The 14,406-nt window shown below is 58.7% G+C and carries 15 protein-coding genes, 1 tRNA gene and 1 pseudogene; 6 read left to right on the top strand and 11 right to left on the bottom strand.

Going from position 1 to position 14,406, the window contains the following annotated elements:
• The 3 genes and pseudogenes from NW853_RS08545 to pdxA form a co-directional block, all read right to left on the bottom strand.
• Positions 1 to 214: pseudogene (locus NW853_RS08545) on the bottom strand (hypothetical protein); the annotation flags it as partial.
• A 128-nt stretch (positions 215 to 342) separates the two neighbouring features.
• Positions 343 to 1,458, bottom strand: coding sequence for an aldo/keto reductase (locus NW853_RS08540; RefSeq protein ID WP_414335235.1), 1,116 nt, complete (start codon positions 1,456 to 1,458; stop codon positions 343 to 345).
• Between the two features lie 44 nt (positions 1,459 to 1,502).
• Positions 1,503 to 2,549, bottom strand: a complete 1,047-nt coding sequence (pdxA, locus tag NW853_RS08535) for a 4-hydroxythreonine-4-phosphate dehydrogenase PdxA (RefSeq protein ID WP_414348803.1) — start codon at positions 2,547 to 2,549, stop codon at positions 1,503 to 1,505.
• A gap of 373 nt (positions 2,550 to 2,922) precedes the next feature.
• On the opposite strand from pdxA, the gene NW853_RS08530 reads away from it, so the two are divergent.
• Entirely contained in the window at positions 2,923 to 4,464 is a 1,542-nt protein-coding gene (locus NW853_RS08530; protein ID WP_414348802.1) for a right-handed parallel beta-helix repeat-containing protein, read from the top strand.
• A 220-nt stretch (positions 4,465 to 4,684) separates the two neighbouring features.
• Here the strand turns inward: NW853_RS08530 and ndhI are convergent, their stop codons facing one another.
• The 4 genes from ndhI to NW853_RS08510 are packed head-to-tail and all read right to left on the bottom strand — an operon-like array spanning position 4,685 to position 7,949.
• The gene (ndhI, locus tag NW853_RS08525; protein WP_414335216.1) at positions 4,685 to 5,302 is read right to left on the bottom strand and encodes an NAD(P)H-quinone oxidoreductase subunit I; all 618 of its coding nucleotides are present in this window, start codon (positions 5,300 to 5,302) and stop codon (positions 4,685 to 4,687) included.
• Positions 5,303 to 5,349: 47 nt separating this feature from the next.
• Positions 5,350 to 6,471 carry an NADH-quinone oxidoreductase subunit NuoH gene (gene nuoH, locus NW853_RS08520; RefSeq protein ID WP_414335218.1) on the bottom strand — a complete coding sequence of 374 codons (1,122 nt, stop codon included), beginning with the start codon at positions 6,469 to 6,471 and terminating at the stop codon, positions 5,350 to 5,352.
• Between the two features lie 59 nt (positions 6,472 to 6,530).
• Positions 6,531 to 6,734: a hypothetical protein gene (locus NW853_RS08515; protein ID WP_414335220.1), complete on the bottom strand. Its 204-nt coding sequence runs from the start codon at positions 6,732 to 6,734 to the stop codon at positions 6,531 to 6,533.
• A 30-nt stretch (positions 6,735 to 6,764) separates the two neighbouring features.
• Positions 6,765 to 7,949, bottom strand: coding sequence for an NAD(P)H-quinone oxidoreductase subunit H (locus tag NW853_RS08510; protein ID WP_414335237.1), 1,185 nt, complete (start codon positions 7,947 to 7,949; stop codon positions 6,765 to 6,767).
• 172 nt (positions 7,950 to 8,121) lie between these two features.
• Between NW853_RS08510 and NW853_RS08505 the strand changes: the two genes are divergently transcribed.
• Positions 8,122 to 8,445 (top strand): DUF3288 family protein, encoded by a 324-nt coding sequence (locus NW853_RS08505; RefSeq protein ID WP_414335221.1) that lies wholly within the window; start codon positions 8,122 to 8,124, stop codon positions 8,443 to 8,445.
• Here the strand turns inward: NW853_RS08505 and NW853_RS08500 are convergent.
• Positions 8,442 to 8,999: a carboxymuconolactone decarboxylase family protein gene (locus tag NW853_RS08500; RefSeq protein WP_414337178.1), complete on the bottom strand. Its 558-nt coding sequence runs from the start codon at positions 8,997 to 8,999 to the stop codon at positions 8,442 to 8,444. The two genes, NW853_RS08505 and NW853_RS08500, sit on opposite strands and share 4 nt — an antisense overlap.
• A 162-nt stretch (positions 9,000 to 9,161) precedes the next feature.
• Positions 9,162 to 9,416 (bottom strand): hypothetical protein, encoded by a 255-nt coding sequence (locus NW853_RS08495; protein WP_414335225.1) that lies wholly within the window; start codon positions 9,414 to 9,416, stop codon positions 9,162 to 9,164.
• A gap of 71 nt (positions 9,417 to 9,487) precedes the next feature.
• Here NW853_RS08495 and ureG point away from each other — a divergent pair, with 71 nt between their 5' ends.
• From ureG to NW853_RS08475, 4 genes are all read left to right on the top strand, one after another.
• Complete coding sequence (gene ureG, locus NW853_RS08490; RefSeq protein WP_414348801.1) at positions 9,488 to 10,138, top strand: urease accessory protein UreG; 651 nt, start codon at positions 9,488 to 9,490, stop codon at positions 10,136 to 10,138.
• Positions 10,135 to 10,920 carry an urease accessory protein UreD gene (locus NW853_RS08485; RefSeq protein WP_414348800.1) on the top strand — a complete coding sequence of 262 codons (786 nt, stop codon included), beginning with the start codon at positions 10,135 to 10,137 and terminating at the stop codon, positions 10,918 to 10,920. The genes ureG and NW853_RS08485 overlap by 4 nt, the downstream gene beginning before the upstream one ends.
• A 37-nt stretch (positions 10,921 to 10,957) precedes the next feature.
• Positions 10,958 to 12,472 (top strand): hypothetical protein, encoded by a 1,515-nt coding sequence (locus NW853_RS08480; RefSeq protein ID WP_414348799.1) that lies wholly within the window; start codon positions 10,958 to 10,960, stop codon positions 12,470 to 12,472.
• Between the two features lie 49 nt (positions 12,473 to 12,521).
• Positions 12,522 to 12,601 (top strand) — tRNA-Leu (locus tag NW853_RS08475).
• A 27-nt stretch (positions 12,602 to 12,628) separates the two neighbouring features.
• Here the strand turns inward: NW853_RS08475 and NW853_RS08470 are convergent.
• Both NW853_RS08470 and NW853_RS08465 read right to left on the bottom strand, forming a co-directional pair.
• Entirely contained in the window at positions 12,629 to 13,831 is a 1,203-nt protein-coding gene (locus NW853_RS08470; RefSeq protein ID WP_414348798.1) for a hypothetical protein, read from the bottom strand.
• A 23-nt stretch (positions 13,832 to 13,854) separates the two neighbouring features.
• A partial coding sequence (locus NW853_RS08465; protein ID WP_414348797.1) for a hypothetical protein occupies positions 13,855 to 14,406 on the bottom strand: 552 nt, incomplete at its 5' end.

Here is a 14,406-nt window from a genome sequence, read left to right as displayed (position 1 = left end):
GCTCGGCAGACTCAGCGCGGCTGGCCTGGATGGACTGATGCAGCTCCTGGATTTCCCGCAGGCGGGCGGCATTCTGCTCGGCAGACTCAGCGCGGCTGGCCTGGATGGACTGATGCAGCTCCTGGATTTCTCGGCTGTTGGCAGCAACCTGTTCGGCCGTCCAAGCCAGCAGTTGCTCCACCCGATCTAAGCGGTCTTGACTCTGACTGTTCACCCGGACGCTCCGCCTTGCGAGTTAAAGTTAATCAACGCGCTCAGGCAATTATAAGCAAATCTCTGCCAACTTCGAGCTAAACTCGACCAAACAAAACAGGTGGCATTGTCAAGCCATAGAGCGAGCTGCTACTCCCAGAGCCGCCGAATAGGAGAGCGATGCAGCAACCGATGAGCCTCAGCCAGCAACTCTGGGATCCGCAGATGCTCTGGACAGCGGGGTAAACAGTCGCCGCATTCGGTACAGCGGTCGGCAGGCAAGCCCGGAAACCAATGTCCGGCTTGGCCAAACATGTTGTAGCGGTACTGGGCAAACTCTGTCATGTCGTGGGCAATGGCCAAGTTGCGCAGCCGCAGCACTTCGGGGATGTGAATCCCCTCTGGGCAGGGCAGGCAGGCGTAGCACTGAGCGCAGCGGCTGGATCCCAGACGCTCCTGCTCGGCTTGGCGCAACCGTTCCTGGATCCGTGGGCCCTCCACCCACCAACGGTCGGGATCCTGCAAAGCAGACAAGGCCACCTGCAACTCCTCAGGATGAGTGACACCCAAGCTGAGGGTGTGCACACGCGGATCTGCCAGCAGAAAACGATAGGCAAACTCCAAGGGGCTGAAGGGCGCACAGCACTCTTGCAGGTGTTGAGGGGGGCGATAGAGCATTCCCCCTTTATCGGCAGGAGAAATGATGAACACGCCCATATCCTGCTGGGCAGCCGCTTCCAGAGCCGGCGCATTGCGCTGTTGGAAAAAGTGATGGTGCAAATTGACAAAGTCAAAGCATCCGGTCTGGATGGCCTGCAGGATTAACTCCAGGGATCCATGGGTGGAAAACCCAATGTGGCGCACCCAGCCTTCTTGCTGGAGCTGCTTGAGAATCGGCAGCCCTTTCTGCAGTACCCACTCCAGATGTTCCGGCAGATTGATACCATGAAAGGCAAACTGATCCAAATAATCCACCCGCAGACGGCGCAGGGATGCCTGCAGCCGCTCCCGCAGACAATCGCTGGGAGTGAGCTTGCTGGTCAAAATTAACTGATGGCGTGGGAAGGGCAGAGCTGGCAAAATCTCGCCCAAGAGCGCCTCGGCGTGACCATAAGCCTGGGCCGTTTCGATGTGGTTGATCCCTGCAGCCAAGGCTGCCTCAACGGTTGCCTGAGCCTGATCCCTGGGCACATTGACCAAGCGCATGCTGCCCAGAGAAAAGGCTGAAATGAGCTGCTGGGTGCGTCCAAAGCGGCGGTAGAGCATTCCGGTTCTCGCATCCAATCGTCCCCTCGAGGCGGGAGACAGCCTCAGATTGCCGGGTACAGGCATTGTTGGGAATTGTTGCCCAGCAGTTCTGCTGCCAGCCGGATCGCCTGCTTGAGGCTCTCGGCGCGGGCCACCCCTTGGCCGGCAATATCGAAGGCGGTGCCATGGTCGGGGGAGGTGCGGATGAAAGGCAACCCGATCGTCAGGTTAACTGCCCGCTCAAAAGCCAGCATCTTCACCGGGATCAGGCCTTGATCATGATAGAGAGCCAAGTAGGCATCGGCCACGGCTGGGGATCCTTGGCCGTGCCAGGCTTGCGCGGGAGCCAGCCACATGGTGTCAGGGGGAAGCGGCCCCCAGATTTGGGCGTGGGGATAGGTGCGCAGCAGCTCGGTCAGCCATTCTTTTTCCTCAGATCCCAGTTGACCCCGTTCGCCGGCATGGGGATTGAGGCCGGCCACCGCGATCACGGGATCCGGGATCCCGAAGGTGTGGCGCAGGGATCCCACCAGCAAGTCCAACTTTGTGCGCACTAAGTCTGGGGTCAGCACGGTGGGCACTTGGCCAAAGGGAATGTGGGTGGTGGCCAGCAAAACCCGCATCTGCCAACTGCTGTGGGGGGAACGGGCGACAAACATCATCCCGTAGCGTTCAGCTCCGCTCAGTTGGGCCAACACCTCTGTTTGGCCGGGGAAGCGGTAGCCGGCTCGATGCCACAGATATTTGGCGATGGGCGCTGTCACGATCCCCTGAAACTCACCCCCCAGCGTCTGTTCGATTGCCGTTTTCAGGTATACAAAACTGGCCGCCCCACCCTCGGCATCCCCTCGACCAATACGGCCAGACTGTAACCGAAAGCCTGTGTCGCATTCCAGCATTGGGATCCCTGCCGGATCGGCCAAGGTAGCCGCACACCTCTCCCTCAGTAGGCAGTGGGTAGCTTCCAAAACCTGCCGATCGCCCACCACGGTAATCCGCGCACAGGCCCGCACCTCAGGCTCTGCCAGCGCCTTGAGCACAATCTCCGGCCCAATTCCCGCAGGATCCCCCAACGTCAGGGCCAGTTTGGGCAGTGACAGGCTCATCAGGTCTTCTCTCGACAAGACAGGCGCTCCTTTTTCTTTTCTTGCCAATTCCTAGAGATCCCCCAAAAAGGGGGATACGTTAATCCATTCTGGCCCTAGGCCCGCCAGCAGGCTTTCTTCTTTCCGCTTCCAATTTCTAGAGAGCACGCAGAAAGCTGAAGCAGGACATTACCGCCGCAACCATCCAAGTTCCCGAAGAACGTTAGATTTTTGAGATTTTTGTTGCCAATTGATTGCGGATCCCTGGCAAAGGATTGACTGAGCAGGGGATTCGTTAGAGAGTATTTTCACCGGCTCGGCCGTCTGTACTTTGTCGCAGTTGTTGGCTGCTCTGATAGTCTTGACCGAGTAGGCACTTGTAAAGAGCTTTCCACCTATGGCCGACCAGGTATCCAAATCTGCTTGGAGGATCCGTTCCCTGCTGCTGCCCCTGTTGGCGGGGGCTGCCCTCGGCTGTGGGGGGAGTGGCAGCAGCTCTCCGTCTCTTTCGCCACCGGCTGGGGAGCCTGTCATCCTAAGAGTGGATCCGGTCAGGGGCCCCTTCACCAAGCTGGCCGATGCAGTTGCGGAAGCGCAGCGGCTACAGAGCGCCACAGCGGGGCTAGAGGTGCTGATCCAGATCTTGGGGACGGGCAGGGAAACTTTGCAAAGCAACCTGGCCCTGGATGGGGGCGACGGCACCAATGGCGGGCGCATTCGCGTCACCAACTCCACAGCTTACGAGATCCTCACCGGCCTGTTTGACGTGATTGTAGCCAGCCAAACCAGCCTGCAGGGGGTGGACGTGGTGCTGGGGGGCGGACGGGTTCAGGTGAACGACGGCACCTTTCAGCCGCGCAAGGTCACCCTCAACGATCCCCGCTCCAACATCTTGGTCAACGGCAATGCCGCCGTCCTGGAAGGGGCTTTGGGCCAACTGGCTCAGATTCTGTGCCAGCAATTTTTGGATCCCTGTGTGCAGATCTCCGGCAATGGCCGGGTCGCGAGCGTCTCACCCATTGTCAGCAAAGCCGGTGGGGTGGGTATAGGCACTGTGCCGGGGAGCAATCCCACCCTCGAGAACAACGCGATCCTCCTGCAAGCTCTGGGAGCTTTGGCGGTTCGCTACAGCAACAACTCCGGCGGGATCTTCCGCAACAACCAGATCGAAGGGGATCCGCCTACTGCTGCGGCTGGGTTGGCGCTGCAGGCGCGGCAAAGAGACACTGGTGGCACCACCGGGATCCAACTGGATGGAGCGGGATCAGTTCCGGTCATTCAATCCAACCGGATTGTTGTGGGCAGGATAGCCGGCAGCGTCGGCATTCGCATCTTGCAAGGAACCCAGGCCCGCACCATTACCGGAAATACGTTCCTAGCTCGGGGCGAGGGCGCGGGGGTAGCCATTCAAGTAGCCCCCGGCACACCGGCGGCAGTAGTCGCCGCCTACTTGGCCGGCAACAGCTTCCAGGGGAACTTTGCTGAGAGAATCGGCGGCGGATCTGCGCCGACGCCGACAGCGACCCCTGTTCCGACTCCGAGGCCATCTCCAACTCCCCCGGTGCTCGGCACCGGCCCAATTCAGATTACTCTCACCTGGAACACTATCGATGACCTTGACCTATATGTCACGGATCCCAGGCAGCAGACAGTGTTTTTTGACAATCGGGTTATTCCTTCTGGGGGACAGCTAGATGTGGATGCCAATGCCGACTGCGTTGCCGTAACAGAAAATCCTGTAGAGAATGTTTTTTGGGCCTCCACCCCGCCCTCAGGCCTGTACCTTATTGAGGTGAGGTTGTTCCGGCGCTGTTCTCAGGTCACTGCTCCCATTCCCTTTACTGTAACAGTTCGCAAAAGCGGAAGCGCCGCACAAACCTTCAGCGGATCGGCCACCTCTCCTGGCTCTGCGAGCAGGTTTACCTTTTCCTTTCCCTAAAGTTGGCTAAGGCTGGCATCCATCCGTCCTGGACACCCCCATTCTAGTTCTTGACTCAGGGATCCAGAAAACTTTTCCCCACCTTGCAGACAAGTGAGCCGCACAAGTTCAAACAGCCATAGCGGCCACAAAACACCTTCTTGAAGCAGAGTTCTTCTCCCCTCTCCCAGGGGGAGAGGGGTCGGGGGTGAGGGACAGCAGTGCCGAGTGCAGGGGATCCCTATTCCACGGCGGCCTTGGCTGCTTTCGCCTCTTTGGCGGCTCTCATTTCTGCCAGAATCTCCTCCGGCCGCTTGCCAGCCCGTTGGGATCCGGCAGGCAGCTCATGGGGATCGATCACCCCCTTGGGCAGGTAGGCAAACTCCCGCAGCGGCGTCACCATCGGGTCTTCCGTGACCTTGGAAGGCAAACGGCCCATCGCCACCTGGTGGTAGTTGAGGTCGTGGCGGTCGTAGGTGGCTAGCTCATAATCTTCGGTAACCGAGAGGCAATTGGTGGGGCAAAACTCCACACAATTGGCACAGAAAATGCACACTCCAAAATCGATGCTGTAGCTGTAAAGCTCTTTTTTCTTCATCTCGGTGTTATAGGCCCAGTCCACCACCGGCAGGTCGATGGGGCAAACCCGAACACAGATCTCGCAGGCAATGCACTTATCGAACTCGAAATGAATGCGTCCCCGAAAGCGCTCGGAGGGGATCAGCTTTTCAAAGGGGTATTGCACAGTCACCGGGCGACGGCCCATGTGGTCGAAAACCACCCCCATCCCCTGGCCGATGTACTTGGCCGCTTTGAAAGCATCGCTTACGTATTCGCCAACTCGCTTCAGAAAAGTCATGGCCTGTTCTCTCCCTCTCTCGCTTTCTTTACTTTCATTACTTTCATTCAACCCCCGAAAACGCTTGGGAAGGCGAGTTTCAAAGCTGCCGTCAACAGCAAATTGACAAACGAGACGGGCAGCAGAAATTTCCACCCCAAGTCCAGCAGTTGGTCAATACGCACCCGCGGCAAGGTCCAGCGCAAGAGGATGGCCAAGAACACGAAGATAAAAGCCTTGACCATCGTCATGAGAATCCCTAAGACCGCCGCGCCGATCTGCAAAAAGGGGTTGTCCAACGGGATCCCAGCCCAGGCGGCGATCGTCTCCACCGGCACCACGAACGACCAGCCGCCCAAGTACAACACCGCTGCAATCAGGGAAGCCAGCAGCAAGTTGGCGTAGGATCCCAGATAAAACAGGGCAAATTTCATGCCGGAGTACTCCGTTTGGTAGCCAGCCACCAGCTCCTCCTCGGCTTCCGGCAAGTCGAACGGGATCCGCTCCGTTTCCGCCAGGGCCGAGATCAAGAAAATGACAAAGCCAATCGGCTGCCGCCAGACGTTCCAACTGAGGATCCCCAGTCCGCTCTGCTGCTCCACAATCCCCACGGTGTCCAAGCCGTTGCTCATCAGCACCACCGCCAGCACCGACAGAGCTAGGGGTAGCTCGTAGCTGATCGACTGGGCCGCCGCCCGCAGCCCCCCCAGCAGGGAATACTTGTTGTTGGAGCCGTAGCCGGACATCAACAAGCCGATGGGCTGCACGCTGGAGGTGGCGATCAGGAAAAAGACGCCGATGGCGATGTTGGAGATCAACAGGTTCTGGCCGAAGGGAACCACCAGGTAGCACAAAAAGACCGGCAGGAAAACGAGGATCGGCCCCAGCGTGAACAAAACCGGGTCGGCCAGGCTGGGCAGCACATCTTCCTTCGTCAAGAGCTTGAGGCCATCGGCAATCGGGATCAGCACCCCCTGCGGCCCGGCCATGTTGGGGCCAATCCGCTGTTGGGCCGCTGCCGAGATCTTGCGCTCCAGCCAAGTCATCACCATCACCCCTAGAGTGGCGGCGATGACCAGCAACAACATGGGTAGGGGCATCCAGAGGGCGTGGGCAGCACCTGGGCCCAAGCCCAAGTTTTGCAGGGCAGTCTCAAAGCCAAGCTGTAGGTCGATACCGGCAGTTGTCATGGGGTTGAGTAGCTCCCTAAAGACGGTGGGTCAAAAAAACCTTGGATCCCGTGCGTTAACTAAGCCTTGCCGTTGGGATCCGACTGAGGGGGACGGTGGCGGCGGCGTAGCTCCTGCTGAATGATGGCCTGGAGGCGAGCATCGGATAGCTGCTCTGCGCGGCGACGCCTTTCTTCTTGGTACTTGGCCCATTGCTTGGGGCCGATAATTGCGGCAATAGTTGCAACAATCAAGAGCGGCAGAACCAAGATCGCCCAGGCCATCGCCTTTATCCTCGCTTTCCTAGCGGTATTTTAGCGATCCACCTCCCCCATGATGATGTCGATGCTGCCCAGAATGGCGATCATATCGGCTACCTTCATGCCGCGAATGAGCTGAGGCAGCACCTGCAGATTGACAAAGCCAGGCGGACGAATTTTCCAGCGCCAGGGACAGACATTGTCGTCGCCGACGATGTAAATGCCCAGCTCGCCTTTGGCGCTCTCCACCCGCACGTAGGCCTCTCCTTTAGGGATCTTGAAGTTGGCCGAGGGTTTTTTGCTGATGAACTGGTAATCGCCTTTGTTCCACTCCGACTTTGGCCCCTCCAGCATGCGTTTGGCTTCCAGATTTTCAAAGGGGCCACCGGGCAGGGCCTTCACCGCCTGCTGGACAATTTTGCAGGACTGGCGCATCTCTTTCATACGCACCCGATAGCGGGCCAGGCAATCCCCCTCTGGGTAAACGGCCACCTCCCAGTCGAAGTCGTCGTAGCACTCGTAGTGATCCACCTTGCGCAGATCCCAGTTGACGCCGCAGGCGCGCAGCATGGGGCCGGATAGACCCCAGTTGATGGCATCCTGCTTGGAGATGACCCCCACCCCTTCCAGCCGCCGGCGGAAAATGGGGTTGTCGGTAACCAGCCGCTCGTACTCATCTACTTTGGGCAGGAAGTACTCGCAAAAATCGAGGCATTTTTCCGTCCAGCCGTAGGGCAGATCCACCGCTACGCCCCCGACGCGGAAGTAGTTGTTGTTGATGAGGCGCATGCCGGTGACGGCTTCAAACAAATCCAAGATCCACTCCCGCTCCCGCATGGCGTAGAGGAAGGGGGTTTGGGCGCCCAAGTCCGCCAAGAAGGGGCCAAACCAGAGCAGGTGGTTGGTGATGCGGGTCAGCTCCAACATGATCACCCGCAAGTAGCTGGCCCGCCGGGGCACCGGGATCCCGGCCAGTTTCTCGACGGCGTTGACGGTGATGGCCTCGTTGAACATGCCAGCGCCGTAGTCCCAGCGGGAGACGTAGGGCAGGTATTGCACCACGGTGCGGTTTTCGGCAATTTTTTCCATGCCGCGGTGCAAGTAGCCGATCACGGGCTCGCAATCGACGATGTTTTCGCCATCGAGGGTGACCAGCAGGCGCAAGACCCCGTGCATAGAGGGATGGTGCGGCCCAAAGTTGAGCAGCATCCGGTCGGTACGGGTCTCGATCATGGGCATGGGCATAGCCGACGCCTCCGCAACTGAAGAATGTTTATGGTCTGCAACATTTGCAGTATAACGGCTTTCCCGCGGTTCCTCGATCTCTCAGGCCATCAGGGATCCCAATTTTCGTCATTGAGGATCCCCTAATGGGTTCGGCTAGAGTGTTTTAAAAAAGGTAAGGAGAGGGATGGCGGCATCTGGTTCACCCCCGAATGGCTTATCTCGGCGGGAGCAACAGCATCCGCTATATGCTACCGACAGGGCTGTGCTTGATGAGCTGATGGCGCAGGCTCGGGAGAACCCTCCCTCCGATTGGGTGCTGGCCGAAGTCGCCCGTCTGCGCATCCGCTATCAAGGTTTCCCTGGCGCCTGGGATCTGCAGCAGGATTTGGATCAGATCCTGGAACAGTGGGGCCTGAGCGAAGAGGAGCTGTTTGCCCGCACCCGCCAGATCCACGCTCGCGGCCAGGTGTACGACCGCAGCTTCAGCACGCGAGATGACTGGGCCTAGGAGGCCTGGAGTTGCTCCGCAAAAACAGGATCCAGAGGCACATCCAAAGCAGCGATGACCTTGGTCCAGAAGTTCATAAAGCCGATCCAGGCCGAGAGCTCCACCAGATCTTCATCCGACCAGATGGCTTTGAGTTGGGCAAAGAAGCTATCGGTAACCACCATGCTGGGCACGGTCATGCGCTCGGCGTACTCGATGGCCAGTTTCTCCGCCTCGGTGTAGAGGGTGCTGGTGCGGGCCTGGGCCACCGCCGCAATTTTGGCCGGGCTAGCTCCGTGTTTTTGCGCCTGCAGGGTGTGGTAGGGCAGGCAGTAGTGGCGGCAGCCGTTGATCTGGGCAATGCGGATGCTGACCAGCTCCTTCAGCTCTTCGGGCAAGTTGGGGTTGTCGGTGTGCAGCGCCCCGTAAAGGTTCATCACCGCCCGCATCAGTTGCGGCTTATGGGCCATCACCTGTAGCGGGTTGAGGGCGGTGCCATAGGTTTTCTCCAGGCTTTCGTAAACCTTCTGCAGTTGCTTATCGGCTTTTTCTGGGGGAACAGGAGGGATCCGCATGGATGATCTATAAAATTGCAGCATTCTCGACTTTAGCGCGTTTGGGGGATCCGCCCAAGCCTTCCACTCCGCTGCCCTGGCTGTTTCCTCAGGGATCCCTGCTCCCGCCCAGGATTGAACTTCGAACCTTCCGGCAATTCTTGCCTGAAAAGCTTTTCCCGGTCATGGGTTGCCCAAGGATTGCTCGATGGCTTCTACCTGCTGTTGGGTGGCCGTAGCCCCTTGATTGAGGGTTTGCTGGAGCTGTTCCCGCGACTGGTAGATCTGCAGCGGCCCTCCCTGGGGGATTCCTTGCTGGGCGGCCTCAGGGCTGGCCTGTTCCGGCCTCGGCTCTGAACCGAGCGGGTTGCGATAGAGGCGGTTCACAACCAAAAAGCCCACCAGCACCACGGCAGTTGCCACCAAAAGTCGAACCATACCCGGATCCCTTGCGAGCACCTGGTTCTAAAATGCCCAAAAAGAGCCTCAGGTATCAGAGGTCGGGCACAATGGTGCAGACTGCTCAGCCGGTACGGGTTGGCATTGGCGGCCCGGTGGGATCCGGAAAAACCGCCCTGGTGGAAAAGCTCTGTCTGGCGCTGCGGGATCACCTGTCTTTGGCCGTGGTGACCAACGATATTTATACCCGCGAAGATGCCGAGTTTTTGGTGCGGGCCAAGGCGCTGGAAGCGGAGCGGATCATCGGCGTGGAGACCGGCGGCTGTCCCCACACGGCCATTCGGGAAGACGCCTCCCTCAACCTCGATGCCATTCAGGAGCTGGAGCGCCGCTTCTGTCCCCTGGATCTCATCCTGGTGGAATCGGGGGGGGATAACTTGGCAGCCACCTTCAGCCCAGAGCTGGTGGATGCCTGCATCTATGTTATTGACGTGGCCGAAGGGGACAAGATCCCGCGCAAGGGGGGGCCGGGGATCACCCGCTCTGACCTGCTGGTGATCAACAAGATCGACCTGGCGCCCTACGTAGGGGCAGACTTGGGGGTGATGGAACGGGATGCCCGCCGCATGCGGGGGGACAGGCCTTTTGTCTTCACCAACCTGCGCACGGGCGAGGGGCTGGAGCAGATCCTGAGCTGGCTGGAGCGGGAGGTGCTCTTTCGCTCCATCCAGGCCGATTCTCCCTCTGTGAGCCACCTGTGAACTTCGGCAAGGCCCTCTTGAAGATCAGCCGCCAAGGCCAACAGACTCGCATTTGGGAGTATTCTCAGGCCCCCCTGCAATGGCTGGGATCCCCGGGTGAGCCGCCACTCTATTACCTACGCAACCCCAATGGTGGACTGCTGGGCGGGGATCGCCACCACATCGCCATCGAGCTGGGGGCAGGCGCAGCGCTGGAAATTCGCACCCAAGGGGCAACCCGCCTCCACCCCGGCCTGAGCCGGCAACAGGCCAAGGTCAAGCTGGCTCCCACCAGCCAACTGATCTGGATCCCTCACCCGACCATTCTGGGCGCAGGAGCAGACTTCCGCCAACAGGTGCAGATCGAACTGGATCCCAGTGCCCGACTGGCCTATGCCGAGATCTGGACAGCCGGGCGGCTGGCCATGGGGGAATGCTGGCAGTTTCGGCGCCTTTCCAGCAGCTTGCGGGTTTGGGTCGCTGCCGGGATCCCCGCCTCCACAGACGGGAGCAAACTCTGGCTGCAGGAGCACCTAGACCTGCGCTTTCCCCACCAGCATATCTCCGCCGCGTCGGTGCTGGGATCCCATCTCTGCTGGGGATCCCTGTACTTACTGGGGGATTGGCCAGAGCCGGAGTGGCCGACGGATACGCACCACTGGCTGCTGCGGTCGCCGGATCCCGTCTGTCAGGGCTGGATCTTGCGCCAGGTGGGACCCCAGGCAGAGGCCATCTGGCAGCAGTTTGGCCAAGTTGTGCAACAGCTTGCCCCGGCCAAGAGAAGCTCAAGCCAGGGGTGGTAGGCTAGGGCTGGCTTAGCCCAACCCGTTGCACGAGATCATGAACGCCGCTCGACGCATTATCAGACGTTCCGTCCGCAAGGGGCGAAGCCGCTGGCTCCTCCTCTACGAAAAAGGAATGGCCCTGCTGGCTTTGGGCAACCTGTGCTTGGTGCTCTTCGACCTCAGCTACGTGCCCTGGCGAGACTTCTGGCTCCAGGGGCGGGTGCAGATCTTCGGTGCCTTTGGCCCTCCCATTCCCTTGCCCATCCTCTCCCAACAGACCAGCCGCTCCCCGGTAACCGACCTATACGACCCGGTTAAAGGCATTGAGCCCAACCCGGAAACCCAGCGCTACTTGGCCCTGGTGGATGAGCTGCGCCAGGTCACCCTGCGCTTTGGGGTGGAGTCGGAAGCTGCGGCACCGATCCTGGCCCGCCTGCGGCAACTGAGCGACGAGATGATCGAGACCAACCCCTTTCAGGCCGCCAACAAAACCGGCCAGTTTGTGCGCATCCTCAACTTGATGCGGGAGCACATCCCCGAAGCCGACTCGGCCAGGGCTGCCTTCGCCCGCTTCTGGACTGCCGAATACTTGGCCAGCGTCGATCCCAAAGACGGGATCGAATTTTTCCAGGCCCGCCTGCGCCCCCTCTTCGAGACCAATTACTCCCGCCCCATCGGCGAGAGCGGCAACCCGGTGGACTTTTTCCCCCTGCTGGACCTTCCCTTTGCCTTGCTGTTTGGGCTGGAATTTGTGCTGCGCACGGTGGCCATCAGCCGTCGCTACACCGGCGTCAATTGGCTGGATGCCATGCTCTGGCGCTGGTACGATGTGCTGCTGCTGCTGCCCTTTTGGCGCTGGCTGCGGGTAATCCCCGTTACCATCCGGCTGGGACAGGCGCAGTTGCTGGATCTGGAGCGGGTTCGCGCTCAGGTGAGCCAAGGCTTTGTCGCCAACTTCGCCGAAGACCTGACCGAGGTCATCGTCGTGCGGGTGATCAACCAAATCCAGGCATCCATCCAGCGGGGATCCCTGCCCCTGTTGCCGGCAGCCGATCCCTCCCGCAGCTACATCGACCTCAACGAGATCAACGAGCTGGAAGCCATTGCCAACCTGGTTTTTCGCACCGTCCTCTACCGCGTCCTGCCCCAGGTCCAGCCGGAGGTGGAGCAATTGCTCCGCTACAACCTGGGTGGCCTGCTCAAACAACTCCCCGCCCTGCAAACCCTGGAACGGCTGCCCGGCCTCGGATCCCTGCCCGGCCAACTGACGGAGCGCCTGGCCAGCGAGCTGACCACCACCACCTATAAAACCTTGACCAACAGCTTCGAGGATCCCGTCGGCTCCCAGTTGGCGGCCCAACTGTTGCGGCGCTTTGGCGAAGTCTTGGCCAACGAACTCACCCAGCAACATGTGCTGGAGGAAATTCGCTCCCTGTTACAGGACTTGCTGGAAGAGATCAAGATCAACTACGTGGAGCGCCTCTCCCACGAAGATCTGGAGGAAGTGATGGAGCAAACCCGCAAGCTGCGGCAAAAAGCTCAACAACTGCAGCAAGCCCGCAGCGCGTAGGAGTGGTTGACGAGGTTGCGCCGGTTCAGTAGGATAATGTTTCTAGTCCGGGCGAGTGGCGAAACTGGTAGACGCACCGCACTCAAAATGCGGCGGGAAACCGTGTCGGTTCGAATCCGACCTTGCCCATGCCCTCGAGCTGCTAGGCTGCAGGTATTACCCAGCAGATAATAGATAAAGACTTTGGGGTTCAGATGGGATCAATTGGTAGGGATCCGCCTGGTTAAGCTCTCGACAGAGGTGAGCAAAAGACTGGAGACTTTCAAGGCGCTCCGCGAGCTCGCTGAGGGTGTCTAGGTATTCGGCTAAAGCCGCTTGGGAAAGGTACCAAGACTTGTCCAGCTCTTGGAAGTAGGTCATCTGGAACTCGACAGAAAGATTCTTTTCCCTAAGGAAGCGCTGCTCCGGTGTAAGCGCTCGATCAAATGGGGAAAGACGAGCAATGCGCTGGATGCGTTCGCTAGAGATGTGGCCAGCAAAGCCGGGAGCTGTGTACGTATAGGCCGTCCGGAGCTGAGGTCGATCCGCTGGCAAGAGAGCTGCACACCACCTTTCGCTTAGTTCCCGGAAACGAGGAACCTCAAAGTCCAGGGCATCGACGGCATCTTGCAGGTACCCATGCTTAAGCAGAAGCTGGGATTCCGCCGCTAGGGAAACTGCCCAACCCTTGAGGGCAATATCGCCAAGCAGTAGGCAGTGGGCCTGGCGCTCAACAGGGATCTGATGGGCTTGGTCGGAGAAAAAGATGCGGGCTTCCGCTAGCGCCTTAAGGGCATCGCGAGGAGAAGCCTCAGGGAATCGGTGCAAACTAACCAGCTCTGCCTGCAGCTTAGCAAGACTTTGAATGAAAAGAGCACGATGCAAATTGGAGATAGCCAACAGAATTTCGGCTCTACTCTGAACGGCCAAAGCTTGCAAATAGGCCAGTTGGCCAGAAAGTGCATCTAGCTTTTGCTGGATGTCTTGGATCCCTTCCCTAACAATCTTTTCTAGGCAGGCAATAGAGTCTTGCAACTGATTCAGGCGGAAATGCATGTAGGTAAAGCCAATAGCGCTAACCCCCAGGTTTAAAACGCTAGCGCCAGCAGCTACCTGAGAAAGCCCCAAAATCTTGGTGGCAGTCTGCTGCAAAACCTCAAGCTTTCGATGAGTGGCTTGGTGACCAAGGGCATTAATCACGGATTCAGGAGATACCGGCGCATTCATCAGCAAGCTGGTCAGGCCAGGAGCTTCGGCCAAATGCTTGACGATGCGACCCGTGGCAGCTTCTCGAACAACGCCACCGTAGCGAACCAGGGATCCATCCAAAAGCCCGCTGACAATCGAAGGAGAAGCAAAAAGGAGAGTTGGAATGAGCATGACTTACGCTCCCAAAGTTCCGGTCACACAAGGTAGAAATCCTTGTTGGCAAAGGAGTTTAAATGTAATGGGGGGGAGATCCAGACAATCTTTGCTTTACTGCATAGAGCCAGAAACGCATCCCTTCGCTCAAGAGGACTCGCATCTTTGCGAAGTCCAGGAAGCTCCTCGTCAGCTTCGAGAGCCACTAGATAAAAAGCACTTTCATCATTGAGATTTTCAGACGGAAACTTCTCGACTTCCTCTTTCAGAGCCTCAAACTCTTTCTGTGTGCCTCTCCAGATATACTTTGAGTTTTTATACAGAAGCTCACACGCATTCTTCTCTGTTATTTTTTGTCCGGGAGAAAGGTGAGAAAAGTATTCGCGAAACTGGCTAGCCCTCGAGGCTAGCACGACCCAACTTTCGCGTTCGGAAGGCTTGGGTTCGGGCAAATTTTCTGCAAGCCTAAGTTCTGCAAGCCCAAGTCCAGCAGCTGCTCCAACAGCAGCCCCTATTGGTCCTCCAATAGCACCACCAACGATAGCTCCAAGTCCTACAGCAGCTAATTTAGCAAGAAGCTCTCCCTGCTCTTT

The organism is Synechococcus sp. H55.11 (assembly GCF_047462475.1).
Classification (GTDB): domain Bacteria; phylum Cyanobacteriota; class Cyanobacteriia; order Thermostichales; family Thermostichaceae; genus Thermostichus.
The sequence above is the reverse complement of the archived record's forward strand: the minus strand, read 5'-3'. Positions and strand labels throughout refer to the sequence as shown.